Source organism: Devosia salina, assembly GCF_019504385.1.
Taxonomy (GTDB): Bacteria; Pseudomonadota; Alphaproteobacteria; order Rhizobiales; family Devosiaceae; genus Devosia; species Devosia salina.
Window position 1 is genome coordinate 753221 of sequence record NZ_CP080590.1, and the last position, 26866, is coordinate 780086.

General features: G+C 63.7%; 26 protein-coding genes. 14 read left to right on the forward strand and 12 right to left on the reverse strand.

The annotated features are described in order from the left end of the window. The first annotated feature begins 67 nt into the window (after window positions 1-67). The 7 genes from K1X15_RS03605 to K1X15_RS03635 all read left to right on the forward strand — a co-directional run bounded on the left by K1X15_RS03605 (window position 68) and on the right by K1X15_RS03635 (window position 8804). Window positions 68-1150, forward strand: a complete 1083-nt coding sequence (locus K1X15_RS03605) for an ABC transporter ATP-binding protein (RefSeq protein ID WP_220306121.1) — start codon at window positions 68-70, stop codon at window positions 1148-1150. 91 nt (window positions 1151-1241) lie between these two features. Then, a complete protein-coding gene (locus K1X15_RS03610) occupies window positions 1242-2516 on the forward strand; it encodes an extracellular solute-binding protein (protein ID WP_220306122.1) in 1275 nt (424 codons plus the stop codon). Between the two features lie 71 nt (window positions 2517-2587). Then, on the forward strand, window positions 2588-3469 hold the full coding sequence (locus K1X15_RS03615; RefSeq protein ID WP_220306123.1) for a carbohydrate ABC transporter permease: 882 nt from the start codon (window positions 2588-2590) through the stop codon (window positions 3467-3469). A 113-nt stretch (window positions 3470-3582) separates the two neighbouring features. Beyond that, window positions 3583-4350 carry a carbohydrate ABC transporter permease gene (locus K1X15_RS03620; protein ID WP_240549726.1) on the forward strand — a complete coding sequence of 256 codons (768 nt, stop codon included), beginning with the start codon at window positions 3583-3585 and terminating at the stop codon, window positions 4348-4350. 278 nt (window positions 4351-4628) lie between these two features. Further along, window positions 4629-5072: a DUF2267 domain-containing protein gene (locus K1X15_RS03625; protein WP_220306124.1), complete on the forward strand. Its 444-nt coding sequence runs from the start codon at window positions 4629-4631 to the stop codon at window positions 5070-5072. A 13-nt stretch (window positions 5073-5085) separates the two neighbouring features. Next, a complete protein-coding gene (locus tag K1X15_RS03630) occupies window positions 5086-7797 on the forward strand; it encodes a cation-translocating P-type ATPase (RefSeq protein ID WP_220306125.1) in 2712 nt (903 codons plus the stop codon). Further along, window positions 7794-8804, forward strand: a complete 1011-nt coding sequence (locus K1X15_RS03635) for a sodium:calcium antiporter (protein WP_220306126.1) — start codon at window positions 7794-7796, stop codon at window positions 8802-8804. The genes K1X15_RS03630 and K1X15_RS03635 overlap by 4 nt, the downstream gene beginning before the upstream one ends. Here K1X15_RS03635 and K1X15_RS03640 read toward each other — a convergent pair. The 3 genes from K1X15_RS03640 to K1X15_RS03650 are packed head-to-tail and all read right to left on the reverse strand — an operon-like array spanning window position 8801 to window position 11339. Further along, window positions 8801-9973: an acetyl-CoA C-acetyltransferase gene (locus K1X15_RS03640; RefSeq protein ID WP_220306127.1), complete on the reverse strand. Its 1173-nt coding sequence runs from the start codon at window positions 9971-9973 to the stop codon at window positions 8801-8803. The genes K1X15_RS03635 and K1X15_RS03640 overlap by 4 nt on opposite strands. After that, a complete protein-coding gene (locus tag K1X15_RS03645) occupies window positions 9970-10626 on the reverse strand; it encodes a 3-oxoacid CoA-transferase subunit B (RefSeq protein WP_220306128.1) in 657 nt (218 codons plus the stop codon). Before K1X15_RS03645 ends, K1X15_RS03640 begins: the two co-directional genes overlap by 4 nt. Next, window positions 10626-11339, reverse strand: coding sequence for a CoA transferase subunit A (locus K1X15_RS03650; protein WP_220306129.1), 714 nt, complete (start codon window positions 11337-11339; stop codon window positions 10626-10628). The genes K1X15_RS03645 and K1X15_RS03650 overlap by 1 nt, the downstream gene beginning before the upstream one ends. An 82-nt stretch (window positions 11340-11421) precedes the next feature. Between K1X15_RS03650 and K1X15_RS03655 the strand changes: the two genes are divergently transcribed. Further along, the gene (locus K1X15_RS03655) at window positions 11422-11976 is read left to right on the forward strand and encodes a helix-turn-helix transcriptional regulator (RefSeq protein ID WP_240549652.1); all 555 of its coding nucleotides are present in this window, start codon (window positions 11422-11424) and stop codon (window positions 11974-11976) included. 47 nt (window positions 11977-12023) lie between these two features. On the opposite strand, the gene K1X15_RS03660 is transcribed toward K1X15_RS03655, so the two are convergent. The 8 genes from K1X15_RS03660 to K1X15_RS03695 all read right to left on the reverse strand — a co-directional run bounded on the left by K1X15_RS03660 (window position 12024) and on the right by K1X15_RS03695 (window position 20077). Next, a complete protein-coding gene (locus K1X15_RS03660; RefSeq protein ID WP_220306130.1) occupies window positions 12024-13004 on the reverse strand; it encodes a branched-chain amino acid ABC transporter permease in 981 nt (326 codons plus the stop codon). Further along, entirely contained in the window at window positions 13005-13892 is an 888-nt protein-coding gene (locus K1X15_RS03665) for a branched-chain amino acid ABC transporter permease (RefSeq protein WP_220306131.1), read from the reverse strand. Between the two features lie 76 nt (window positions 13893-13968). Then, window positions 13969-15165: an ABC transporter substrate-binding protein gene (locus tag K1X15_RS03670; protein WP_220306132.1), complete on the reverse strand. Its 1197-nt coding sequence runs from the start codon at window positions 15163-15165 to the stop codon at window positions 13969-13971. A gap of 42 nt (window positions 15166-15207) precedes the next feature. Continuing rightward, the gene (locus tag K1X15_RS03675; RefSeq protein ID WP_220306133.1) at window positions 15208-15939 is read right to left on the reverse strand and encodes an ABC transporter ATP-binding protein; all 732 of its coding nucleotides are present in this window, start codon (window positions 15937-15939) and stop codon (window positions 15208-15210) included. Continuing rightward, window positions 15932-16690 (reverse strand): ABC transporter ATP-binding protein, encoded by a 759-nt coding sequence (locus K1X15_RS03680; RefSeq protein ID WP_220306134.1) that lies wholly within the window; start codon window positions 16688-16690, stop codon window positions 15932-15934. The genes K1X15_RS03675 and K1X15_RS03680 overlap by 8 nt, the downstream gene beginning before the upstream one ends. Continuing rightward, on the reverse strand, window positions 16687-17469 hold the full coding sequence (locus K1X15_RS03685) for a 3-hydroxybutyrate dehydrogenase (protein WP_240549728.1): 783 nt from the start codon (window positions 17467-17469) through the stop codon (window positions 16687-16689). The genes K1X15_RS03680 and K1X15_RS03685 overlap by 4 nt, the downstream gene beginning before the upstream one ends. A 611-nt stretch (window positions 17470-18080) precedes the next feature. Beyond that, window positions 18081-19475: a sigma-54 interaction domain-containing protein gene (locus K1X15_RS03690; RefSeq protein ID WP_220306136.1), complete on the reverse strand. Its 1395-nt coding sequence runs from the start codon at window positions 19473-19475 to the stop codon at window positions 18081-18083. A 44-nt stretch (window positions 19476-19519) separates the two neighbouring features. Next, complete coding sequence (locus K1X15_RS03695) at window positions 19520-20077, reverse strand: PAS and helix-turn-helix domain-containing protein (RefSeq protein WP_220306137.1); 558 nt, start codon at window positions 20075-20077, stop codon at window positions 19520-19522. Window positions 20078-20291: 214 nt separating this feature from the next. Between K1X15_RS03695 and K1X15_RS03700 the strand changes: the two genes are divergently transcribed. The 6 genes from K1X15_RS03700 to K1X15_RS03725 all read left to right on the forward strand — a co-directional run bounded on the left by K1X15_RS03700 (window position 20292) and on the right by K1X15_RS03725 (window position 26042). Further along, window positions 20292-21482 carry a substrate-binding domain-containing protein gene (locus tag K1X15_RS03700; RefSeq protein ID WP_220306138.1) on the forward strand — a complete coding sequence of 397 codons (1191 nt, stop codon included), beginning with the start codon at window positions 20292-20294 and terminating at the stop codon, window positions 21480-21482. A gap of 75 nt (window positions 21483-21557) precedes the next feature. Then, a complete protein-coding gene (locus K1X15_RS03705; RefSeq protein WP_220306139.1) occupies window positions 21558-22328 on the forward strand; it encodes an ABC transporter ATP-binding protein in 771 nt (256 codons plus the stop codon). After that, window positions 22328-23041: an ABC transporter ATP-binding protein gene (locus K1X15_RS03710; RefSeq protein ID WP_220306140.1), complete on the forward strand. Its 714-nt coding sequence runs from the start codon at window positions 22328-22330 to the stop codon at window positions 23039-23041. Before K1X15_RS03705 ends, K1X15_RS03710 begins: the two co-directional genes overlap by 1 nt. Window positions 23042-23051: 10 nt before the next feature. Beyond that, complete coding sequence (locus tag K1X15_RS03715; protein ID WP_220306141.1) at window positions 23052-24071, forward strand: branched-chain amino acid ABC transporter permease; 1020 nt, start codon at window positions 23052-23054, stop codon at window positions 24069-24071. Between the two features lie 88 nt (window positions 24072-24159). Further along, on the forward strand, window positions 24160-25206 hold the full coding sequence (locus K1X15_RS03720) for a branched-chain amino acid ABC transporter permease (RefSeq protein ID WP_220307423.1): 1047 nt from the start codon (window positions 24160-24162) through the stop codon (window positions 25204-25206). Then, window positions 25203-26042, forward strand: a complete 840-nt coding sequence (locus tag K1X15_RS03725; RefSeq protein WP_220306142.1) for an alpha/beta fold hydrolase — start codon at window positions 25203-25205, stop codon at window positions 26040-26042. The genes K1X15_RS03720 and K1X15_RS03725 overlap by 4 nt, the downstream gene beginning before the upstream one ends. On the opposite strand, the gene K1X15_RS03730 is transcribed toward K1X15_RS03725, so the two are convergent. Continuing rightward, entirely contained in the window at window positions 26020-26826 is an 807-nt protein-coding gene (locus K1X15_RS03730) for a Crp/Fnr family transcriptional regulator (protein ID WP_220306143.1), read from the reverse strand. The two genes, K1X15_RS03725 and K1X15_RS03730, sit on opposite strands and share 23 nt — an antisense overlap. Window positions 26827-26866 lie beyond the last annotated feature (40 nt).

Genomic DNA, 26866 nt, shown 5'->3' on the forward strand with positions numbered 1-26866 from the left:
GGCAAGGTCAGCGTGGAGCCGATCGGACGGAGAGCCGACGGACCCCAGTAGTTCGGAGGAGACCAGTATGGCCGATATCGTCCTCAAGGACGTGAGCAAGTCCTATGGCACGGTGAAGGTGCTCGAGCGGGTGAACATGCATATCCGCTCTGGCGAATTCATCGTCTTTCTCGGCCCCTCGGGCTGCGGCAAGTCGACATTGCTGCGGATGATCGCGGGTCTCGAGGCGGTCAATGATGGCGAAATCCACATTGGTGACCGCCGCGTCGACCAACTGCCGCCCAATCAGCGCGGCGTGGCCATGGTGTTCCAGAACTACGCCCTCTACCCGCATATGACCGTGCGCCAGAACATGAGTTTCGGGCTCGAAAACATCGGTACCGACAAGGGCGAGATCGCCCGGCGCGTCGACGAGGCCGCCCGCATGCTGGAAATCGGGCAATTGCTCGATCGCCGGCCGGCGCAGTTGTCCGGCGGCCAGCGTCAGCGCGTCGCCATCGGCCGGGCCATCGTTCGCGAGCCGCAGGCCTTCCTGCTCGACGAGCCGCTGTCCAATCTCGACGCCGGCCTCAGGGTGCGCACACGGGTGGAACTGGCCCAATTGCACCAGCGCATCGGGACCACGATGATTTTCGTCACGCATGACCAGACCGAGGCCATGACGCTGGCCAGCCGGATCGTGGTGATGAACAACCGGAGAGTGGAGCAGATCGGCTCGCCGATGGATGTCTATTCCCGCCCGGCCAGCCGCTTCGTTGCAGCCTTTGTCGGTTCCCCATCGATGAACTTTGTGCCCGTCAGCGCGCTCGATGTGGTCGATAGTCGAATGGTCGCGACAGCGGGGGGCGGCAGGGTCTCAACCACGATCGCGGAAAGCAATGCGCCGGCCATGGCGGAGGGCCTTGTTCTGGGCATTCGCCCCGAGGCGCTGACCGTGGCCGAAGCCGGAGAATTGCGCGGAACCATAGCGCTGGTCGAACGGCTGGGCGACCGCACACTGGTGCATGTCACCCTGACCGACGGCACGCTGGTGATCGGAGAAGACGTCGGCAAGAGCCTGCTGGAGCCCGGCATGGAGGTCCAGCTGTCGGTGGACGGTGCCGCCACCCATCTCTTCGACGCCCAGGGCACAGCTTTCCACGGCAACTGAGTACACGAAATTCGGACTGGCGGCTCGGCTCAATGCGCCGCCGGGACCCGAAATAGGATCATGCATTGGGCATGACATGGGAGGAGTGAACATGAACAAGACAATGAAACGCCTGGCATTGGTGTCAACGGTACTCATGGGCCTGACGGGCACAGCATTTGCCCAGCAGACGGTCGTCTGGTGGGACTTTCTGGCCGGCGGCGACGGCGTCCGCATGAAAGCGCTGATCGACGCCTTCAATGAGGAGCATGCAGGCGAGATCACCATCGAAGGCACGACCCTGGAATGGGGCACCCCCTTCTACACAAAGCTGCAGACTTCAGCGGCGATTGGCGAGGGTCCCGACATCGCCACCTATCACCTTTCTCGCATGCCGTTGGCCGTCGATAGCGGCACCTTGTCCGAGATCAGTGACGAGGACCTGGCTTCGGTCGGCCTCTCCGACGACAGCTTCACCTCTGCGGCGGCTCAGGCCGCCAAGGTGGATGGCGTGCGCTATGGTGTGCCATTCGATCAGCACGGCCTGATCCTCTACTACAACAAGGACATGCTCGAAGCCGCCGGCATGCTGGGCGAAAACGGCCTGCCCACCGGGCTCGACGGCATGGAGAATTTCGAGAGCGCGCTGGCCCAGTTCACCAAGGACGGCGCCTATGGCCTGTCCATGCCGACCGGTGACCGATACCGCGCAGTCTACTCGTTCTTCGGCCAGCAGGGCGGCACCATGTTCGACGCCGATGCCGGCGGGTTCTTCCCCTCCGACGAAGATGTCGCCAAGCTGACCACCGCCACCGAGACCATGAAGCGCTGGGTAGACAATGGCTGGACCCCCGCCCAGATCGAGAGCCCGGCCGCGCTGGCGCTCTTCACCTCTGGTCAGGCCGCCTTCTTCATCAACGGCAATTGGGAAGTCCCCACGTTCACCGATCTGGCCGCCAAGGGCGAACTGTTCGAATGGGGCGCCGTGGAATTGCCGGTGCTGTTCGACCAGCCGGCCGCATGGTCCGACTCCCATGCCTTCGTCATTCCCGCCAATGCTGGCAAGGACGCCGATCCGGACAAGCGCGCTGCGGTGATGGAAGTGATCGCATGGATGGACGAGCACAGCCTTGACTGGGCGGGCGCAGGTCATATCCCGGCCTTCAACGCGGTGCGCGAGAGCGCCGATTTCCAGGCATTGAAGCCGCAATCCGACTACGCCGGATTTGCCGCGACGGCCGTGTTCGACCCGCGCACGATCCTCGCTGGCCCCGCCGCCCCGCTCGGCGATGCCTGGACCAACTACATCGTGCCCGCGACCACCGGTGAACTCGACCCGGCCGATGCTGCCATGCAAATGCGCGACGATCTCAACAGCCAGCTCTGACCCGCTGACAACCGGCCGGCGCTCCCAGGGTGCCGGCCATGACACCATCTCTTGGCGGGAGGAGAAACGACATGATCCGCGACAAGCGCTCGGAATATCTGGCGGCCCTGATCCTGGTGGGGCCCTTCATAGCCATTTACGGACTGCTGTTCGTGTGGCCGACCATTCAGATGGTGATGCTCAGTTTCACCAAGGCGCCGCTCATCGGCCCCGGCCAATGGGTCGGCATCGACAATTACGTCAAGATCCTCTCGCACCGCCTGTTTCAGAACGCCACCTGGAACACGGTCTATTTCGTGCTCCTGACCGTCATTCCCAACACGCTGGTGTCGCTGGCCATTGCCATGGCGGTCAATCGCCTCAGGGGCTGGAAGCAGGGCTTTGTCATGGCCTGCTTTTTTCTCCCCTACATCCTGCCGGTCTCGGTGGTCTATCTCACCTGGAACTGGATCATCGACGTGCAATATGGGTTGATCCAGTACATCGTCCGGCCTTTCAACGGCGGAGAGCCGATGTCGCTGACGCGGACCATCCCGTTCTTCATGCCCACGGTGGCTGTGGTCACGATCTGGTGGACGCTGGGCTTCAATGTGCTGCTGTTCATTGCCGGTTTGCGCAACATCTCGCCGGAAATCTATGAGGCCGCGTCCCTCGACAGCGCCGGGCGCTGGCGGCAGTTCCGCAAGATCACCTGGCCGCTGATCTGGCCGGTGACGGCGCTGGTGCTGACCATCCAGCTCATCGCTCAGCTCAAGATCTTCGACCAGGTCTATCTGTTTTCGATCGGGGGACGGCAGGACCCGACCATTGTCATGGTGCAGTACGTCTACAAACTCGCCTTCCAGCAGAACAAGGGCGGGGAGGGCGCTGCCGCAGCGACAATCCTGTTCGCCATCATCATCATCCTCTCCGTCGTGCAGTATCAGGCGCTCCGCGCCAGGGGTGAAAAATGAGCAGCGAAACCATGACACAACCCGGCGCCGCGCTTGCTGAACGGTTTCGCCATGATCGGTTGATCGACATTGGCGGCATCATCCTGACGCTGGTGACCTTTGCCTTTGCACTCATGGCCATCTTCCCAATCTACTGGGCAGTGGTGACCTCCTTCAAATCCGAGACGGAGGTCATTGCGAGCGGCATCTCCCTGTGGCCGAGCCAAATCAACACCGAGGCCTACCAGCACATCTGGAACAACACCAATATCGGGTCCTGGTACATCAACTCGCTGGTGACCTCGTCACTGATCACCTTCGGAGTAATCGTCAGTTCGGCTGGTTGCGCCTATGCCTTGAGCCAGCTGGATTTTCCTGGCCGGAAAATCATCTACATCCTGATCCTGGCCTGCTTCATGGTGCCCATGCAGGCGCTGATCATCAATCATTTCGTCCTGATGGCGCAGTTCAAGCTCCTCAACACATGGGCGGGCATCATCCTGCCGCAGCTCGTCGTGCCGGTGACAATCATCGTCTACAAGCAGTTCTTCGACAGCGTGCCACGAGAGTTCCGCGAGGCCGCACAGATGGATGGGGCAGGGCACTTCAAGACGCTTTTCCGCATCTACCTCCCGATGAACTGGGGCATCACCAGCGCGTTGGCCATCATCACCTTCATCGGCGCCTGGAACAGCTTCTTGTGGCCCTTCCTGGCCGCAACCGGGGAGGCGACGATGACGGTGCCGGTCGGCATCACGCAGGTCAAGGATGCCTATGGCATCGTCTATGCGCGGCTCATGGCCTCCGCGGTCATGGCCGGGCTGCCGGTGGCCACTGTCTTCCTTCTGTTCCAGCGCCGCGTGACCCAGGCGATCATGCTCTCCGCCGGTGTGAAAGGATGAGGGAGAACCGCCGCCGGACGCCGAAATGCGTCCGGCGCCCGGTTATGCGTTTGCTCTATCCCTGGGCATTCCTCTTGTCGCAATCGGCCCCCACCGGACCTACCAGCATCAGCGACCCGCCCAGAGACTAGCCACCGACTTCGGCCCGTGCGCGACCGGCAGGGGCGGGCGAAAAAGTCGCGTGCAATATGACACCAGTCAAAGTCGAGGCCCTCAAAGCCGGGCAGTCTTGCAAGCGGCAACCATGCCGAGCAGGACAAGATCCGGCGGAGGACCGCATGACGAGACGATCACCATTCGACGCCGCCATCGAGGACGGCAATATCTGGCTCAAGGCCACTGCAGAGACACTGCATCTCGACGATTCCCGGCTGGCTTACCCCGCCCTGCGCGCGGGACTGCACGCCCTGCGCGATCGCCTGCCACCCGAGGCAGCGGTGCATCTGTCGGCACAGCTGCCGCTTATCGTGCGTGGCCTTTTCTTCGAAGGTTGGAAGATGGCCGGCAAGCCCACGCCCGACAACACCGTCGAGGAATTCTGTGAAAGGCTAGGCCGGGAGCTGCCGCCCAACTACCAGCGCAACCCGAAGATGGTCGCCGAGGCTGTATTCGACGTCGTCTGGAGGCAGCTCGACCCCGGAGAGTCGGCCAAGGTCATTGATCAGATGCCCAAGGGGCTGCGGCAACTCTGGCCCTCCATTGCACGCCGTGAATCGGCCTGAGACAAGTCGGGACATGGAACCGGCGCCCGGCCCGCGCGGGTCGGCGAAGAGCGATCCTGAACCGGTTGCACGGGGCAGGTCGGTCGTCCCGCCTGCGCCGCATGCCGCGCCCTTCGTGGACGTCCTCCAGGATTTGCAGGTTTCCCCTGGCTCGGGTCTTGCCGAAGAAGAGATCATGGAGCGCCGCCATCATCACGGCGCCAATATTGCCCACATGCGCCCGCCAGCCAGCGCATGGCGACTGCTTTGGCACCAGTTCAATAGCCCGATTGTCTACCTGCTCGGCGCAGCCGCGGCCCTCGCCCTTTATGCCGGTCAGATGGAGGAGGCCATCGCGGTACTGGCGGTTCTCGCGATCAACGGAGCCATCGGGTTCGCAACCGAACTTCGGGCCATTCGCTCCATCGCGGCCCTGCGCAGGCTGGGGACACACAGCGCGCGGGTGAAGCGCGATGGACTTGTGCGGCTGCTTCCGGCGCAGGACCTCGTGCCCGGAGACATCGTCATCCTCGAAGCCGGCGATGCGGTTCCGGCCGACATCCGCATCATTGAGGCTGCCAATCTCCGTGTCGATGAATCGCTGCTCACCGGCGAGTCGATCACCGTCGAAAAGACCCCCGCGCCAGTGCCGGGGGAAACACGTCTCGGGGACCGGACCTGCATGCTTCACAAGGGCACCGCCCTGACACAGGGCGGCGCGCTCGGTGTCGTGGTTGCGACCGGAGCGCGAACCGAGATCGGGCGGATTGCACGGCTGATCGAGGAGGCCGATCCCGGTCATTCGCCGCTTGAACGCAAACTGGCTCGCCTGTCCCGTCAACTGGTTGTCGCAACCTTCGTCATCGCGGGAGTCATCGCACTGCTCGGCGTGCTGGGCGGACGCGACACAGTACTTATTCTGGAGGCCGCGATCGCGCTGGCGGTGGCGGCAATCCCCGAGGGCCTTCCGATCGTGGCAACGCTCGCTCTGGCCCGCGGCATGTGGCGAATGGCCCGTCAGAATGCCTTGGTCGAACGATTGTCGGCCGTGGAGACGCTGGGCGCCACGACGGTGATCCTCACGGACAAGACCGGCACGCTGACCGAAAACCGCATGACGGTGAGGCGTCTGCATTTCGCCGACGGCGAAGTCGACCTTGCCGAACAGGGACCCGATCCCGCTTTGGCCAGACTGATCGAGGATCCCCAGGCAGTCTCGCTACTGCGCATAGCGGTGCTCTGCAATGGCGCCGACCTCGCCGGCGTCGATGAGACGGGAAGCGGTGATCCGATGGAGGTCGCGCTGCTGCGTGCCGGTCTGCTGGCAGGCCAGGAGCGTGACCGGCTGCTGGCTACCCATAGATTGGTGCGCACGGAACCGTTCGATCCACGCTCGCGCATGATGGCGACTGTCCATGAGAGCGGCGACGGCTTTCTGGTGGCCGCAAAGGGTGCGCCGGAGGCTATTGTCTCGGCAGCAAGCCGTGTGGTGCTCGATCACCGCGAAACCGATCTCGACGACGCATTGCGGGCAGAATGGCTGGCTCAGGCAGAGACTTTCGGCCATCACGGATTGCGTGTCCTCGCCTGCGCCATGAAGATGGAGACGCGGTCGACCAATGATCCTTTCGATGATCTGGTCCTGGTCGGCCTGATCGGCCTTGAAGACCCGGCACGGGCCGATGTCCCCGGCGCGATAGCCGATTGCCTCGCCGCCGGCATCCGCGTCGTCATGGTAACGGGAGACCATGCCACCACGGCACGAAGCATTGCGCACGCGGTGGGTCTCGCGCAGGGGCTTGAGGCGGCCGAAGGGGACGCTGTGGAGACCGTCATTGAGGATGGCCCCGCCGCCTTGTCCAGGATCGGCATTTTCGCGCGCGTCAGTCCCGAAGAGAAACTGGCACTGGTCAAGGCCTATCAGGCGGCCGGTGAAATCGTCGCCATGACGGGTGATGGCGTGAACGACGCACCCGCCCTGCGCCAGGCCGATATCGGGGTTGCCATGGGGCTGCGGGGCACCGATGTCGCCCGCGAGGCCGCTGCGATGGTCCTGCTGGACGATGCCTTTCCCACCATCGTCAAGGCAATCCGTGAAGGTCGCGTCATCTTCGGCAATATCCGCCGCTTCGTGGTCTATCTGCTCTCGTGCAATTTGAGCGAGGTTCTGGTGGTCGCAGCGGCCGTGCTGTTCGGGCTGCCCTTGCCGCTGCTGCCGCTGCAGATCCTCTATCTTAACCTGGTCACCGACATCTTTCCCGCCTTCGCCCTGGCGATGGGGGAAGGTGAGCACGGCGTCCTCAGGCGACCGCCGCGCAAGCCCGCCGAGTCCATTCTGGGGGCGGACCAATGGGGACGGATTGTCCTCTTTGCGACCACCCTGACCGCCGCAACCTTGGCGGCGGTGGTTGCCGCACATTGGTATGCGCTGTCCGAGACGCAGGCCGTGACCGTCAGCTTCCTCACGCTGGCATTCGCCCAGGTCTGGCATGTGTTCAATATGCGCAGCGTGCGGGCGGGTCTGTTCGTCAACGAGATCACCGGTAATGTCTGGATATGGATTGCCCTGGCGCTCTGCGGTGTGCTTCTCGTCCTTCCACCATACTTCGCGCCCTTGGCCGGCCTCCTTGGGGTTGCCCCGCCGGACCGCACGATGTGGACGATTGTCCTCGCATGCAGCCTTGCCCCACTGGTCATTCTGCAGGCGGGCATGCTGCTGCGCCGGGCCCTGGTGACAGCTGCATGATGGTGATGCTGCTGCCATGGCTGAAACTGGCCGCCTGCGTCGTCATGATCGGCGTCGCGGGGCCCATACTGGTGCGCAACGGCGACGCCATTGCGCGCCTGACGGGGCTGTCCCGATCCTGGATTGGCCTGGTCCTGCTGGCCACGGCAACGTCCCTGCCGGAATTGCTGACCGGGGTCAGCGCCGTGACAATCGCGAACGCGCCCAATATCGCCGCGGGCGATGCGCTGGGAAGTTGCGTCTTCAACCTCATGATGCTGGTGGTGCTCGATGCATTGAGCCGCAAGCCGTCGCTCTATTCCCGGGTCGATCAGGGCCAGGTACTGACCGCCGGCTTCGGTGTCATCCTCATCGGGGCGACGGGCGCCTTCATCCTCCTCGAGCAACATGGTGTCGGGGGGCAGCTGTTCCATGTGAGCCTGTCGACGCCGTTGATCGTCGCGATCTATTTCGTGGCCATGCGCGCCGCCTATATGTACGAGCGGCGAGAGCCGCGTCCGCAGGATGCCGCCGAAGCGGATCGCGGTACTGCGTTGCGCAAGGCCCTCCAGCGCTATGCCGCGGCCGCTGCCGTCGTGGTCGCCGCCGGCACCTGGTTGCCATTCGTGGGGACCGAACTGGCAGACGTCATGGGCTGGCGCGCCACTTTCGTTGGCACGCTTTTCATCGCCGGTGCGACCTCAATTCCCGAAGCGGTCGTCACCGTGAGTGCGTTAAGGCTCGGCGCGGCGGACCTGGCCATCGCCAACCTGCTCGGCAGCAATCTGTTCGACATTCTCATCCTGGCCATAGATGACCTGGTCTACACTCCGGGCCCGCTCAGCGCGGCCATTTCGCCGACCCACGCCATCACCGCGCTTTCGGCCACGATCATGTCCGGCATATTCATCGCCTCCGTGCTCTATCGTCCGGCGACACGCCTGTGGGGGACAATCGGCTGGTCAAGCATTGCCCTTCTGGCCGTGTCGCTCTTCAGCTCCTATGCGAGCTATCTGATAGGAGACTAGCGCTCCACGCACATCGCAATGCCCATGCCGCCGCCAATGCACAGCGTGGCGAGGCCACGCCTGAGATTGTTGCGCTTCAACTCGTGGAGCAAGGTCACCAGGATCCGGGCGCCCGACGCGCCGATGGGATGGCCGATGGCGATGGCACCGCCGCTGACATTGACGATATCCGGGTTCCATCCCATGCCTGCATTGACGGCGCAGGCCTGGGCCGCAAAGGCCTCATTGGCCTCCACCCGGTCGAGATCGTCGATCGACCAGCCGGCCTTCTCGAGTGCCTTTTTCGACGCCGGGATCGGCCCAGTCCCCATCAGGGCGGGATCGACGCCGGCCGTAGCCCAACTGGCGATGCGCGCAAGTGGGATAAGGCCACGACGTGCAGCCTCGTCCTGATGCATCAGCACCAGTGCGGCTGCGCCATCATTGAGGCCCGAGGCGTTGCCGGCAGTAACGCTGCCATCCTTGTCGAAGGCAGGACGCAGCTTGGCGAGGACTTCGGCGCTGGTGTCCGGACGCAGGTGATCGTCTGCATCGACCACGACTGTGCCTTTGCGCGTCTCGATGCTCACCGGCACGATCTCTTCGTTGAAGAGACCGTCCGCCTGGGCCTTCGCGGCTTTGCGCTGGCTCTCGAGGGAAAAGGCGTCCTGCTGGTCGCGGGAGATTCCGAATTCGCGGGCGACATTCTCGGCGGTGATGCCCATGTGATAGCCGCCAAAAGCGTCCAGCAGCCCGTCGGACATCATAGTGTCGACCAGGCTGATATTGCCCATTTTGGCGCCGGATCGCAGCACCTGGCAGTGCGGCGACAGCGACATGGATTCCTGGCCGCCAGCGACGATGATATCCGCGTCACCGGAGGCGATCTGCTGCATGCCCAGTGCAACGGCGCGCAGGCCGGAGCCGCAGACCTGGTTGATGCCGAAGGCCGTTGCCGATTTGGGAATGCCGGACTTGATCGCCGCCTGGCGGGCCGGGTTCTGTCCCGCGCCTGCTGTCAGCACCTGGCCCAGAATGACCTCGTTGACGTCTGCCGGCGAGACACCCGCCCGCCCGAGCGCCGCCGTGATGGCGGTGGCGCCGAGGTCGTGGGCCGGAACGGTGCTCAACGGCCCCAAAAAGCTGCCGACCGGCGTGCGGGCGGCCGAAACAATGACGATATCGCTCATGCTGCCTTCTCCTCCAGGGCGACGGTGAACCGCGCCTCGGTCTTCGCGCTGATTTCATCGACGCTGACGCCATCCGCCAGTTCGATCAGGCGCATGTCCACGTCGCCGCGCCGGGCGATGGAGAAGACACCGAGATCGGTGATGACCAGATCGGCAACGCGCTTGCCCGTAAGGGGTAGGGTGCATTCCCTGAGGAGTTTGGCCTGGCCTTTGGCCTCGTGCTCCATGACCACGACGACGCGCTTGACGCCCGCCACCAGGTCCATAGCCCCGCCCATGCCCTTGACCATCTTGCCAGGGATCATCCAGTTGGCCAGGTCCCCGTTTTCGGCCACCTGCATTGCGCCCAGGATGGACAGGTCGATGTGGCCACCCCGGATCATCCCGAAGCTGTCGGCGCTCGAAAAGAAGCTGGTTTCCGGCAGGGCAGTGATGGTCTGCTTGCCGGCATTGATGAGGTCGGCGTCCTCCTCGCCCGCATAGGGAAATGGGCCCATGCCCAGCATGCCGTTTTCGCTTTGGAGCCGCACATCCATCCCCTCGGGGATGAAATTGGCCACCAGCGTGGGGATGCCGATGCCCAGATTGACATAGAAGCCGTCTTCGAGTTCACGGGCGGCGCGGGCCGCCATCTGGTCGCGGGTCCAGGCCATTATGCCACCTCCTCGTCGCGCTGGCGCACGGTGCGCTGTTCGATATGCTTGGCCGGATTGGGCACATGCACGATGCGGTCGACGAAAATGCCGGGCGTGTGGATCTGGTCGGGGTCGAAGCTGCCGGTTTCCACCAGGTGCTCCACCTCGGCGATGGTCACCTTGCCGGCCGTCGCCATCATCGGGTTGAAGTTTCGCGCCGTCATCCGGTAGACAAGATTGCCTTCCGGGTCGCCCTTCCAGGCGTGAACGATGGAGACATCGGCAACGAGGCCGGTTTCCATCACGTAGTCATCCTCGCCGAAGCGGCGTACTTCCTTGCCCTCGGCGATCAGCGTGCCGACGCCCGTCTTGGTGAAGAAGGCCGGAATGCCCGCGCCGCCGGCGCGGATGCGTTCGGCCAGGGTGCCCTGCGGATTAAACTCCAGCTCGAGCTCACCGGACAGATACTGCTCGGCAAAGAGCTTGTTCTCGCCCACATAGGACGAGATCATCTTCTTGATTTGCCGTGTGGCCAGCAGGCGTCCGAGGCCAATGCCATCGACACCGGCATTGTTGGAAATGACGGTGAGGCCCTTGGCGCCCGAGGCCTCGATGCCTTCGATCAATGCCTCGGGAATGCCGCAGAGACCGAAACCTCCCGACATGATGGTCATGCCGTCGGCCAGCACACCGGCCAGCGCTTCGGCAACACTAGAACGAACTTTGCGCATCGCGCTTTCCCCTCCCATTTCCGGATCATTGCCCCGACGCTAGGGCTTGCTGCATGGCCCGCGTTAGTCGTATTTCTACGACATGACGACAGAGCCCAAATTCACCCTCGCCGACATCCCTGTGCCCATGGTCTACGCCACGCATCGGATCATCCGCGACTGCAATCCCGAGTTCGCGGGCCTGTTCGGCTATCGTCGCGAGGATTTGGTGGACGCCAGTTTTTCCAGGCTCTACCCGGCCATTGCCGATTTCGTCCGCACGGGCGAGATGTGGCGGCACCACCTGCCGGGTGGCGCCGTCTACTATGACGAGCGCATCATGGCCGGGGCCGGCGGCAAGCGTTTCTGGTGCCGGGTGAATGGTCGCTCGCGCGATGCGGGGGACCCCTTCGCGGCAGCGCTCTATTGCTTCGAACCGATGAACCGCCCGGTGACCGAGACGACGCTGAAACTGACGGGACGGCAGCGCCAGATCATGACGCTGGTCGCGCAGGGCAAGACCAATGCGGCAATTGCCGCAGAAGTGGGGCTGTCGCGCCGAACGGTGGAGGCGCACAGGCTGCGACTGGCGCGCTCCGTGGGCGTGGCGAATTCCGCCGAACTGGTGGCGTGGTTCCTCTCGCAGCCGGCGGTGTGACACCCGCGGCAGGGCAGGACCCTGCGGCCCCGCCCGGCATGGCCCGCTCAAAGTGGTTTTTTCAGCCAACGCGACAACACGCCAATAATGCCTTCGCGGAACAGCAGCACGCTGACCACGAAGATGGTGCCTTGCAGGACGGTGACCCAGGCGCCGAAGCTGGCGAAATAGTTCTGCATGGTGACGATGACTGCGGCGCCCACAAAAGGTCCGAAGATCGTGCCCATGCCACCCAGCAGCGTCATCAGCACCACCTCGCCCGACATGGACCAGTAGACGTCGGTGAGGGAGGCCAGTTGGAACACCAGCGCCTTGGTGGCGCCGGCCATGCCGGCCAGGGTGGCGGACATGACGAAGACGGCGAGCTTGTAGCGATTGACCTTGTAGCCGAGCGAGATCGAGCGCGGCTCGTTGTCGCGAATGGCCTTGAGCACCTGCCCGAAAGGCGAGTGGATGATGCGGTAGATGGCGAGGAGCCCGCCGAAGACAATGGCCAGCACGACAAAGTAGAGTGTCATGTCGTTGGCGAGCGGAATGAAGCCGAAAAGGTCGCCGCGCGGCACCGCCTGGATGCCGTCCTCACCGCCCGTGAACGGGGCCTGCAGGGCAAAGAAGAAGATCATCTGCGCAAAGGCCAACGTGACCATGGCGAAGTAGATGCCCTGGCGGCGGATGGCGAGAGCGCCGATGACGAGGCCGAGAAAGGCGGCGGCCACGGTGCCGAGCAGGATCGAGACTTCCGGGGTCAGGCCCCAGACCTTGGCGGCATGGGCGGTGACATAGCTCGCCGAGCCGAAAAAGGCAGCGTGGCCAAAGGAGAGCAATCCACCAAAGCCGAGCAGCAGGTTCAGCGCGGAGGCGAAGAGCGCAAAGCACAGGATCTTCATGATGAAGACCGGGTAGAGGACATAGGGCGCGATCAGCAGCAGGACCAGGAGACCTGCAAAGATGATGATGTGGTGGCGCGGCGTGCCGATGGGCATGGCTGCCGAGGCGCTCGCATAGGTGGTTTCGGTGCTGGCGCTCATTTACGCGGTCCTTCCGAAGAGGCCGGCCGGCTTGACCAGCAGCACAATGGCCATGATGACGAATATCGCGACGGACGAGGCTTCGGGATAGAAGACCTTGGTCAACCCCTCGACGATGCCGAGGCCGAAGCCGGTGAGAATGGCGCCCAGGATCGAGCCCATGCCACCGATCACCACCACGGCGAAAACCACGATGATGAGATCGGCGCCCATGTTCGGATTGACCGAATAGATCGGGGCGGCGAGGACGCCGGCAAAGGCGGCCAAAGCCACGCCAAATCCGTAGGTTAGCGTGATCATGCGCGGCACGTTGATGCCGAAGGCGCCGACCAGCGTGGGGTTCTCGGTGGCGGCGCGGAGATAGGCGCCGAGGCGCGTGCGCTCGATGGCAAACCAGGTGCCGAAGCAGACCACCAGCGAGGCCAGCACCACCCAGCCGCGATAATTGGGCAGGAACATGAAGCCGAGATTCGTGCCGCCCGAAAGCTGTGGCGGGATGGAATAGGGCAGGCCCGACACGCCGAACTGGTTGCGGAACAGACCCTGGATGATCAGCGCCAGGCCGAAGGTGAGCAACAGGCCATAGAGATGATCGAGATGATAAAGCTTTGAAATCATTAGTCGTTCTATGACGACGCCGGTGGCGCCGACGACCAGCGGCACGATGACGAGGGCGCCCCAATAGGGGATGCCGAGCCAGGTCAGCGCCATCCAGGCGACGAAGGCACCCATCATATATTGGGCGCCGTGGCTGAAATTGATGATGTTGAGCAGGCCGAAAATGACCGCCAGGCCCAGGCTGAGCAGGGCATAGAACGACCCGTTGATCAGCCCCAGAAGGAGCTGGCCGAACAGGGCCTGTGGGGGGATTCCCAGGAGCTCGAACATGATTTCGGTCTCTCGCCTACCGGTTGGGGAAGGGCCCTGACCGTAGCCAGGACCCCGATAATGAACGGATTATGAATTACTCGACGAGGGCGCAGCCGCCGTCTTCGAGCGGACGGAAGGCGATCTCGGCCGGGATGGTAGCGAGCAGCTTGTAATAGTCCCAGTCGCCGGTGGATTCGGACGGCGCCTTCACCTGGAACAGATACATGTCGTGGATGTGCCGGCCATCGGCCCGCAACTCGCCTTCACCAAAGACCGGGTCCGAAGAGGGGTTGGACTTCATCCAGCCCATCACGGCATCGGTCTCCTTGCTGTTGGTGGCCTCGACACCCTTGAGGTAATGCAGGACGGCGGAATAGACGCCGGCATGCACCATGGTGGGCTTGGAGCCGCCCATTTCTTCCGAGAAGCGTTCGGACCAGGCGCGGGTGTCGTCGTTGAGATCCCAATAGAAGGCTTCGGTCAGGACGAGGCCCTGGGCGGTTTCGAGACCAAGGGCATGCACGTCGGTGATGAAGATCAGGAGCCCGGCAAGCGCCTGGCCGGCCTGGGTGATGCCGAACTCGGCCGCCTGCTTGATCGAGTTGACGGTGTCGCCACCGGCATTGGCGAGACCGATCACGTCCGCGCCCGAGGCCTGGGCCTGCAGCAGGAAGGACGAGAAATCGGTGCCGGGGAAGGGATGGCGAACCGAGCCGAGCACCTTGCCGCCCGCGGCCTCGACCACGGCGGTGGTGTTTTCCTCCAGCGAATGGCCGAAAGCATAGTCGGCGGTGAGGAAATACCAGTTCTTGTAGCCATTATCGACCATGGCCTTGCCCGTGCCATTGGCGAGGGCATAGGTGTCATAGGTCCAGTGGGCCGTGCCCGGAGCACATTGCGCGCCGGTGAGGTCCGTCGAGGCGGCGCCGGAGTTGAGGAAGATCTTGCCCTTTTCACGGGTGATCTCGTTGACGGCCAGGGCGGCCGAGGATGTGGGCACGTCCACGATCACATCGACGCCTTCCTCGTCATACCACTGGCGGGCAATGGTGGAGGCCACGTCGGGCTTGTTCTGGTGGTCGGCCGAGATGACCTCGACATTGATGCCCTTGGCAGCGGCTTCGAAATCCTCGATGGCCATGCGGGCCGCGACCACCGAGCCTTCGCCCGAAAGGTCGGCATAGATGCCGGAGCGGTCGTTGAGCACGCCCAGCTTGATGTCGATGGCCATGGCGGAACCCGCCATCAAGAGAGCGGCAAGGCCCGCCAGGGTTGCAGTCTTGAAGATCATTGTATTCTCCTCCTTTGGTGGCCCGATTGCGGACCTTTTGGCTCACACGCCCAGATAGGCGTGCAGCTTTCCCAGATTGTTCTGGATCTCTGAATTGGGGATCATGTCGATGACCCGGCCCTGTTCGACCACGTAGTGGCGATCGGCGACCGAGGCGGCGAAATGAAAGTTCTGTTCGACCAGGACGATGGTGAAGCCCTGTTGTTTCAGGCTCGCCAGCGTCCGGCCGATCTGCTGCACGATGACCGGGGCCAGGCCCTCGGTCGGTTCGTCCAGCAACAGGAATTTGGCGCCGGTGCGCAGGATGCGGGCGATGGCGAGCATCTGCTGCTCGCCGCCCGAAAGCTTGGTGCCCTGGCTCGAGAGCCGTTCCCGCAGGTTCGGGAACATGATCAGCACGTCCTCGCGGCTCAATCCGCCCGGCTTGATGACCGGGGGCAGCATCAGGTTCTCGTCCACCGAGAGCGATGAGAAGATGCCGCGTTCTTCCGGGCAGAATGCGATACCAGCCTTGGCAATGGCTCGGGCGGGCAGGTTGATGAGTTCGCGGCCCTCGAACTGCACCGAGCCGGTGCGCTTGGCGATCAATCCCATGATGGCGCGCAGGGTCGTGGTCTTCCCCGCGCCATTGCGGCCGAGCAGGGTCACGACCTCGCCCGGCGCCACATCGAAATTGATGCCATGCAGGATATGGCTTTCGTCATACCAGGCCTGGAGGTCTCGGACGGCGAGGGCGCTCTGGGCGGCTTCCAGTTTGCGTGCAGCATCAGCCATGACCGGCTCCGATATAGGCCTCGACGACACGCGGGTCCTTCGAGACGGTTTCATAGGGGCCTTCGGCCAGCACTTCGCCGCGCGCCAGCACGGTGATCTTGTCGGAAAGGTCGGCGACCACGGACAGATTGTGCTCGACCATGAGGATGGTGCGCTTGGCGGCGATCCGGCGGATGAGGGCCGAGATGCGGCTGACGTCTTCCTGCGCCATGCCGGCCATGGGCTCGTCGAGCAGCAGCATTTCCGGCTCGAGAGCGAGGGTGGTGGCAATTTCGAGCGCGCGCTTGCGGCCATAGCTCAACTCGCCGGCCATCTCGCCGATAAACTCGGTGAGCCCCACTTCCTCGACGCGCTCCCGTGCCTCCTCGTCATAGGCATTGAGCACCTTCTGGTTGCGCCAGAAATCGAAGCTGTCGCCACGGCGCCGCTGCAGGGCGATGCGCACATTTTCCAGCACGCTCATGCGGGGAAACACCGCCGAAATCTGGAAGGATCGGACGACCCCCAGCCGGGCAATGGCGGCGGGGGCCAGGCCGGTAATGTCGCGGCCGTTAAAGGCAATGCTGCCGGCGCTTGGCTGCAGGAACTTGGTGAGCAGGTTGAAGCAGGTGGTCTTGCCCGCGCCATTGGGGCCGATCAGAGCGTGAATGGTGCCGCGCTCGATATCGAGATCCACCCCATTGACGGCGGTGAAACCGGAAAAGCGCTTGGTCAGCCCGCGGGCGGAGAGGATGGTATCGGATGCGCTCATTTGGCGGTCCAGCCCCCGTCGATGGAAATGGTCGAGCCGGTGATCGAGCGGGCCCAATCCGAGCAGAGATAGGCGGCCATTTCGGCGATCTCCTCGGGCTGCACGAACTGCTTGGTCGGCTGCGGGGCGAGAATGACCTGGCGGATGACGTCTTCCTCGGAAAGGCCGTGCACCCGCGCCTGATCGGCTACCTGTTTGGCGACGAGCGGCGTCCAGACATAGCCCGGGCAGATGGCATTGACGGTGACGCCCTTTTCCGCCGCTTCCAGCGCGACGGTCTTGGTGAGGCCCACCACGGCATGCTTGGTGGCGACATAGGCGGACTTGAACGGGGAGGCCCGCAGCCCGTGGGCCGAGGCGATATTGATGATGCGGCCCCAGCCCCTTTCCGTCATGCCCGGCAGGCAGGACCGGATGGCGTGAAAGGCAGAGTCGAGGCTGACGGCCACGATGCGCTGCCAATCGGCGTCCTCGAACTGCTCGATGGGCGACACTTTCTGAACGCCGGCATTGTTGACCAGCACATCGACCCGGCCGAAGCGCGACAGAACCTGATCGGACAATGCCCGGCTTGCGGCGGCGTCGGCCAAATCCGCCTGGACATAGACGATCTCGCCCGAGCCGAGGCGATCCAGTTCGGCGACCAGACCGAACCAGGTGTCGGCCGGCTCAAAGCTGTTGAGCGCCACCGAATAGTTCATTTGAGCAAATTTCTGCGCGATCGCGAGCCCAATACCGCTCGTCGATCCCGTCACCAGCGCAACGCGCTCTGACACGATCCCTTGCCTCCACCCTGACGTCGGCCTTTTGGCCTTGCTTATTGGGTGCAGCTTTGCAGGAAGCGTGCCAGTGCCCGGTTTCCGGGGGTTTTGCGATATGTGGGTCTTTGAAGGTTGGCCGAATGTCCGGATTATCGGACGGAGTCTGGAACATGTGTCCGGGTTTGCGGACGATCGGGTTCCGCAAACCGCGACCAATGGCTCCATCGCCTCCCTCCCCCTTGAGGGGAGGGACCGAGGGTGGGGGTGTCGGTGCTGACGCAGTTGGTAGGCCTATGTCGAACGCGACACCCCCACCCCTAACCCCTCCCCTCAAGGGGGGAGGGGAACCTAGCCGCAAAGGCTCTATCACCCTCCATCTCACCCTAGCTCTGCTACGCCCTACAGCGTGGAGCCACGCTGTCAGCCACTCGCGCGTAGCGCTCATGGCCTTCGCGCCTCAAATCTCTCCACCGGAGAGATTTGCCTTCAGGACGGCTCGAAGCCCACAAGGGGGAGGGAGACGATGAACACAGACGTTCCGATCCTGCGCCTCCCTCCCCTTGATGGGGAGGGATTGAGGGTGGGGTGGGCAGCGCGCTCGGACGTCGGGACGGGGCGATGAGGCCGCGCTAATCCAGGCTATGCCGCTTGAGCTTTTCGTAGAATTGCGAGCGAGACACGCCCAGTCTTTGGGCGGCAGCGCTCTTTGAGCCTGCCTCGGCGGCCAGGGCCTCGACCAGTGCCGAGCGCTCGGCGGCCGCCATGCGCTCGGAGAGGTTGCCGGTAATGGGCGGGATGAGGTCGAGGTTGGCCTTGGGGGGCAACGCCTTGGAAATCAGGTGCAGGTCTATGACCTCCGACGGCGCCATGGCGGCAGCGCGCTCCAGCACATTGCGCAATTCGCGCACATTGCCGGGCCAGTCGTGGCGCTTGAGTTGTTCCACCGCTTCGGGCGTGATGATCCAGCCGCGCTGATCGCGTGGACGTGTCGTGGTTTCGAGCAGCGCTTCGGCGATTAGCCCGATATCGTCCAGCCGCTCCCGTAGCGGCGGCACATGAATGGCCAATACGGCGATGCGATAATAGAGGTCGGCGCGGAAGCTCCTGTCCTCGATCTTCTGTTCGAGCGGCTGCGAGGTCGCCGCGATGATGCGGACATCCACCTTCTTGACACTGTTGGAGCCCAGGGGCTCGAACTCGCCCTCCTGCAGGGCGCGCAGCAGCTTGGCCTGCAACGACGCCGGCATGTCGCCGATTTCGTCAAGAAACAGCGTGCCGCCATGGGCCAGCTCGAACTTGCCTTTTCGCGGTTTCCGGTCTGCACCAGTGAACGCGCCCGGGGCCACGCCGAAGAATTCGGCTTCCAGCAGCGCCTCGGGGATGGCCGCGACATTGACGGCCACGAAGGGGCCATCGGCGCGGTCCGACTGCTGGTGAATGGCATGGGCCAGCAATTCCTTGCCGGTGCCGGTCTCCCCCAGGATCAGCGCCGCGCCGTCACGCAGCGCATAGCGGCGCACCACGGTCTTGAGGTCACGCACCGCCTCGGAGGCGCCGACAAAGCTCGACAGCGAATATTTGGTCTGCCGCTCGCGCGTCAGCGCGGCCTGGGCGCGGCTGAGCTGGCGCTGCATGGTTTCGAATTTTTCGAGGATCGGCGCGAGATAGTCGATTTCCTCGTAGAAGACGAAGCCCACGGCGCCCTGGATTTCCCCGGTCTCGTTGCGCAAGGGCAATCGGCAGACAACGAACTGCTTGTCGTCAAAGGCCATGATGTCGATCAGGATCGGCCGCCCGGTCTCGACCACGCGGCGCAGCAGCGAATGCGGAATGACCTCTTCGACCTGCTGCCCGATAATGTCGACATGGCCGGGGATGCCCAGCAATTCACGATAGCGCTCGTCGATCCAGGTGATGCGGGCCGCTGCGTCGACGGTAATGGCGCCCTTGAAGCTTTCGCCCAGCGCATTGAAGGCGTCGAGCACGGTGGCGACGGACTTGGGAAGGGCGAGCTTGGCGGGCATTTATGGGCCGATCGTCATACCGGGTTTCGGGTGGGGCCGGGCCGTCAGCCGGGCATGGAGCTCAGATGCGAGAGCAGCTCGGCCACATTGTGCGCATTGTACTTCTTGAGCAGCCTGGCGCGATAGCTTTCCACGGTGCGCGGGGAGATGTCGAGCATGCGGGCGATTTCCTTGGAGGTCCGCCCTTCGCCCAAATGCATCACGATCTGCCGCTCGCGGCCAGAAAGGTTGAGCACATTGCGCGTTTCCGAGAGGTCGGCAAAGCTCCACACCGCGCGGCGCAACGGGTCGTCGTCCCGGGTCAGCGAATGGCCCCGCACCCGGCACCAGAACAGCGAGCCGTTCTTGCGTGCCATGATGCGCTCGTCCGAATAGCGATTATTGCGCTTGAGGGGTTCCACCCCGACATCGCGAATGCGCTCGAACTCCTCCATGGACGGATAGAGAATCGCGAAGGATTGTTCCAGCAGCTCTTCGACACGATACCCGAACATGTCCGCAAAGCTCGGATTGCAGCCCTTGATCACGCGGCTTTCCGTCACCACCAGCCCGATTGGCGCATGTTCGAAGGCGAGGGTGCTGAGATCGTGGGGGTCGGTCATATGGTGTGTTTCTACGGTATTGTCCGCGCCGGAAAGCCACACGGATAATAGCCAGCAATTCGCCCCGCGCCAGTCAAAGCCGAAATCGGCACGCCGGGGGGAACCGGAGGAGGGACGCGCCGCGGGCAAGGTTTCGCTGCACGATCCCGATGAGATCGAATACGGTTTGGCCGGGCGCCCAGCGCATCCCGCCGCCGGTTGAGGGAGGATATCAATGAAGACGTTTCTGGCCGCTCTGGCTATTTCGACGGCGCTGACCGGCGCCGCATTTGCGCAGGACGCCGCGCGCATCGCCCTGATCCACGGCCTGTCGGGCTCGCCGCTCGAGGCCTATTCGAAACAGACCCATACCGGCTTCGAAATGGGGCTCGAATATGCGACCGGCGGCACCATGCAGGTCAAGGGCAAGCCCATCGAGCTGATCGTCAAGGACACCCAGTTCAAGCCCGATATCGCCCGCGCGCTGCTGGCCGAGGCCTATGGCGACGACGATGCGCTGATCGCAGTGGGCGACACCTCTTCGGGCGTCGCCATGGCCATGCTGCCGGTGGCCGAGGAATATGAGCGCATCCTGGTGGTCGAGCCGGCCGTGGCCGATGGCCTCACTGGCCCGGATTCGAACCGCTATGTGTTCAAGACCTCGCGCAATTCCTCCATGGACATGCAGGCCCAGGCGCTGGCGCTGGACCCCGACGAGAACCTCTATGTCGCGACCCTGGCCCAGGACTATGCCTTTGGCCGCGACGGCGTGGCCGCGTTCAAGTCGGCGCTCGAGGGCACGGGCGCCCATATCGTCAGCGAAGAATATGTACCCCAGCAGACCACCGACTTCACCGCCACCATCGAGCGCCTGTTCAATGCGCTCAAGGACCAGCCCGGCCGCAAGGTCATCATGATCTATGTCGCCGGCATCGATGCGATGACGCCCTTGGCCTCGGCCGATCCGGGGCGGTTCGACATCGAGCTTTCCACCGGCGGCAATATCCTGCCCGCGCTCGCCGCCTACAAGCAGGTGCCGGGCATGGAAGGGGCGATCTACTACTATTACGAAGCGCCGGACAATGAAGTGAACGACTGGCTGGTCGAGGAACACATGAAGCGCTTCGGCACCCCGCCCGATTTCTTCACCGCCGGCGGCATGGCCTCGGCCATGGCGATCGTCAAGGCGCTCGAAACCGCGCCCGACTGGGAGACCGAGACCCTCATCGAAACCATGGAAGGCATGAGCTTCGAGACGCCCAAGGGCACCATGACCTTCCGCCCCGAGGATCACCAGGCGCTCCAGGACATGTATCACTTCAAGATCAAGGTCGAAGACGGCGTCGACTGGGCCATTCCCGAGCTCGTTCGGGTCATCGGGGCGGACGAGATGGATATTCCCGTCGGCCGCAACAACCAGGAATAGCCCGCCACAAGCGGCTACACCGTGTCCGGCCGGCGCCCTCCTGCCGGCCGGACACACCAGAGTTTCGGAACCGAAGTGCCCAAAACCCCATCCATCCGCACCCAGGACCTCACCATCCGCTTCGGCGGCCACGCGGCCGTCAACGGCGTGAGCTGCGCCTTTTTCCCCGGCGAGCTGACCGTGGTCGTCGGCCCCAATGGGGCGGGCAAGACCACCTGGTTCAACCTTGTCTCGGGGCAATTGCGGCCCAGCGCCGGGCGGATATTCCTCGGCGAGCGCGACATCACCGCGCTCTCGCCCTCCGCCCGCGCCAAGGCCGGGATCGGGCGCGCCTTCCAGCTCACCAATCTCTTTCCCAAGCTCAGCGTATTGGAAAATGTCCGGCTGGCCGTGCAGGCAAGGGCGGGGCAGGGGCACCGGCTGTTCGCGCGGGCGACAGCGCTGACCGGGCTCACCGACAAGGCCATGCACTATCTCGATGAGGCCAATCTCGCAGCGGTCGCGCAGCTGCCTGCTGCGGCGCTGCCGCATGGCGACCAGCGCAAGCTGGAAGTGGCCATGCTGCTGGCCATGGAGCCTGACATCTTCATGTTCGACGAACCCACAGCCGGCATGTCGGTGGACGAGGCGCCGGTGATCCTCGAGCTGATCGCCCGCATCAAACAGGACCCCTCGCGCACCATCCTCCTGGTCGAGCACAAGATGGACGTGGTCCGCGCCCTGGCCGATCGCATCGTGGTGCTCCACAATGGCGAACTGCTCGCCGATGGCGCGCCGGGCGAGGTCATGGCCATGGAGCTGGTCCGCGACATCTATCTCGGCGTGGGCGCCGAGGAGGTGGCGTGATGGCCCCGGTCCTGACGCTCGAAGATGTCCACACCGACATTGCCCAGTATCACATCCTGCATGGGGTGAGCCTGGAAGTGCCCGAGGGCGGGGTCCATGTCATCCTGGGGCGCAATGGCGCGGGCAAGACGACAACGCTGCGGACCATCGTGGGCCTGTGGAAGGCGCGCCAGGGGTCCATCCGGTTTCGCGGGCAGGACATCACCAGGCTGCAGACCCCGGACATCGCCCGGCTCGGTATCGCCTTCGTGCCCGAGAACATGGGCATATTCGGCGGGCTGACGGTCGAGGAAAACATGCGCCTCGCCACCGCCGACGGCAGTTTCGACGCCGAACGTCTCAAGCGCATCCATGCCATCTTTCCCGCCATGGCGCAGTTCTGGACCAAGCCGGCGCATGCGCTTTCGGGCGGGCAGAAGCAGATGCTGGCGGTCTCCCGCGCCATCATCGAAAAACGCGACCTGATCCTGATCGACGAGCCGACCAAGGGGCTCGCCCCGGCGATCATCCGCAACATGATCGCCGCCTTCCGCGAGGTCGCCGCGGAGACCACAATCCTCCTGGTCGAGCAGAATTTCCACTTCGCCAAGGCGCTGGGCCAGACCGTGGCCGTCATCGATGACGGGCGCATCGTGCATCGTGGCACCATGGCCGAGCTGGCGGGTGATGCCGCATTGCAGAGCCGCTTCCTGAGCCTGTCGGTAGAGGCCTAGCGAGGACAGAATGACCGAAACAACCGCCTCTCTCCCCGCAAGGATCAAGGCCGATATCGAACGCTTCGGCGGTGTCCTCTGGCTGCCCGTGGTGCTGGCCGTGGTGGCGCTGGTGCTGATCGGCCAGCCCTCGACCTGGGCGACGCTGACCATAGCCGGGCTTGCCATGGGCATGATGATCTTCCTCATGGCCTCGGGCCTGTCGCTGATCTTCGGCCTGATGGACGTGCTCAATTTCGGCCATTCCGCCTTTGTCACCGCCGGTGCCTTCATCGGTGCGACGGTGTTGGCCTGGCTCGGCTTCTGGGTGACCGGGGGCAATCCCGCCCTCAACCTGACCGGTCTCCTGCTCGCCATCGCGGCAGCCACCATTTTCGGGGCGCTGGCCGGCTGGTTCTTCGAACGGGTGGTCATCCGCCCCGTCTATCAGGACCATCTGCGGCAGATCCTGATCACCGTGGGCGCGCTGATCGTCGCCGAGGAACTGGTGCTGCTGATCTGGGGTGGCGCACCGATCCCGGTGCCACGTCCGCAGGTCCTGACCGGTTCGATCATCTTTGCCGGCGTGTCCGTCGAAATCTACCGCATCTTTGCATTTCTGCTGGGCCTTCTGGTCTATGTGGCGATGTATCTGGTGCTCAACCGCACGCGGCTGGGCCTGCTGATCCGGGCAGGGGTGGAGAACCGCGAAATGGTCGAGGCCCTGGGCTTCCGGGTCGACCGGCTTTTCATCCTCGTCTTCATGGCGGGCTCGGCCCTTGCGGCCATGGGTGGGGCCATGTGGGCCGGCTATCAGGGCCTGATTACCGCCGCACTCGGCTCGGAAATGATGATCCTGGTCTTCATCGTCGTCATCATCGGTGGGTTGGGTTCGATCCAGGGCTCATTGCTGGGCGCGATCCTGGTCGGGTTGATGGCGAATTATGTCGCCTTTCTCGTGCCCAAGATGGCCCTGGCCTCCAACATGCTGCTGATGATGGCCATCCTGCTCTGGCGCCCCTATGGGCTGCTGCCGGCGGTCAAGCGGTGAGGCGGACATGACCATGACCCAATCCAATTCCGCTATCGCCACCAAGCCGAACCGAGACCGGGCAGGTGCGGCCAACTGGTCCGGCCGCATGCTGGTCTATGGGGCGGTGGGCCTCATCGCCCTCGCATTGGCCCTGGCGCCGTTTCTCTTCCCCGACATCCGCAGCCAGGAAGTGGCGGCGCGCATCTGCGTCTTCATCGTCCTGGTCGCCAGCTATGACCTGCTGATCGGCTATACCGGGATTGTTTCCTTTGCCCACACCATGTTCTTCGGCCTGGGCGCCTATGGCACCGCCATTGCCATCAAAACCATGGGCCCCGGTTTCGAGGCGATCCTGCTCGGCGGCGGCGCTGGCATTGCAGCGGCGCTGGTCCTGGCGCTGCTGATCGGGCTCCTGTCCCTCCGGGTCAAGGCCATCTTTTTTGCCATGGTCACGCTCTCGGCCGCCTCGGTGATGATGGTGCTGGCCAGCCAGCTCTCCGACTTCACCGGCGGCGAGGACGGCATTACCTATTCCATTCCCAAGCTCTTTTCGCCGGCCACCGAATTGCTCGCCGATGCCGACGGCAAGGCGTTGCGGCTGTTCGGGGTGCCGCTCAATGGCAAGCTCGCGCTCTATTATTTCGTCTTCCTGACGGCACTGGTGCTGTTCCTGGCGATGATGCGCATCGTCGCCTCGCCGCTCGGTTCGGTGCTCGAGGCCATTCGTGAAAATGAGATGCGGGCCGAGGCCATCGGCTATCGCGTGGTATTCTACCGCACCACGATCTTCTGCATCGCCGCCGGCATGGCGGCCGGCGCGGGCATATTGCGCGCCGTCTGGCTCAAATATACCGGACCCGAAGTGGTGCTGTCCTTCGACATCATGATCGACATCCTGCTCATGGTCGTCATCGGGGGCATGGGCACCATGCTCGGTGCCGTCATCGGCGTCGTGCTGATGACCCTCGCCCAATATTATCTCAAGGACCTGATGGTGCTCGGCGCAGAGGCGACGGCCGACCTGCCCATTGTACCGGATCTGCTCAATCCGGAGCGCTGGCTGCTCTGGCTCGGCCTGGGCTTCATCCTTCTGGTCTACTTCTTCCCCTCGGGCATTGCCGGGACCCTTTTGGGCAAGGGAGGCAGGAAATGACCCAGCCCCGATCGACCTATCTCGATGCCGCGGGCTTCGAGATGCATGTGACCGAATGGGGCGATCCGGAGAAGCCCGCCATCGTCATGTGGCACGGCCTGGCCCGGACCGGCCGCGATTTCGACGAAGCGGCCAGCGCCCTGTCCTCACGCTTCTTCGTGCTGTGCCCGGACACGTTGGGACGCGGTCTTTCGGCCTGGGCGACCCGAGGTGCTGCCGACTACACCTTCGCGACCTATGGTGACATGGCGGCCGCCATGCTCGATCACTACGGCATCGATCGCTTCGGCTGGGTGGGGACGTCGATGGGGGGACTTCTAGGCATCACCCTTGCGGCCGGGGCCTTGCGGAATCGCATCACCCACCTGGTCATCAACGATGTCGGGCCCGACATACCGGTCGACAGCGCCAAGCGCATTTCGGACTATGTGGGGAACCCGCCGACTTTTGAAACCGTGGCCGAATACGAAGCCTGGCTGCGCCGCACCTATGCGCCATTCGGTAGCAATAGCGACGCCTTCTGGCGGCGCATGGTCGACACATCCCTGCGCCGCACCGGCAATGGCAAGATCACGGTGCATTATGACCCTGCAATCGTCTCGCTGATGGGGGAGAACAAGGCCGATCTCGATGTCTGGGAGGCCTATGACAGTGTCACCGCCCGCACCCTGCTGCTTCGGGGAGAACATTCCGACGTGCTCGCACCCACCATTGCCAGTGCCATGCGCATGCGCGGGCCTTGCCCTGAACTCGTGGTCATTCCCGATTGCGGCCACGCCCCGACCCTGGCCGATAGAAGCCAGATCGGGCTGCTTACCGACTTCCTGAGCGCTTGAGCGGCAGGCGCGAGCCGCCATTCCGTGTACGTGTCGCGACGTCACCGCCGGGGTGAAGGCTTCCGTTCACAAGCTGGGTAAAACCGGCCTGATCCAGGATTGCCACATGGTGGTTGTCGCGGCAGCGCAGGATGCCTGCCTTTTCGAGGGTCTTGAACCCGCGGGTGATGGCTGCAGGGGTGGCCGCAAGAAATTCGGCCATGTCCCGACGCGACATGGGCAGGTGCACTTCCTCCGGCGTCAGACCGAGGCGGCTGGCCTGGTCCTGCTCGAGCATTTCGATGAACATGGCGATCTTGTTGGCGACCAGGCGTTCGGAGAGGATGAAGGCGTGGCGCTGGCTGGCGCGCAACTCATGCACCAGCTTGGCCAATAGGGCCAGGTCGAGCCCCAGATCGGACAGCATCCGGCTGCGCAGGGATTTGATCGGGATCCTGTAGGCCGTGACATTGTTCGCGGCAGTCGCCGAGTTCGAATAGGCCCCGTCATCGGCCATCCCGATGATGTCGCCCTCCAGCGCAAAGGCGAAGATCAGGATTTGCGATCCCGGCTGATCCTGGCGAAAAACCTTCACCAGGCCCGAGCTGATGATATAGACCGCGTCCGCTTGTGTCCCGGCCGTGTAGATGGTGTCGCCCCTGCGGAAACGGGAGATGGTGGCGATTGTCGCCAGCTTGGCAGCCTCTTCCTGGCTCAGAAGCGATCGGGACAGACCGGCGTCGGCACTGCCCGGCACCCAAGCGCGCGTAGCTATCAGCTTTGGGGCGAGCGGGCGATTTGCCATGCTGTGAACTGCTCCTCGGAGGCCAGGCCTCGTCAGTATT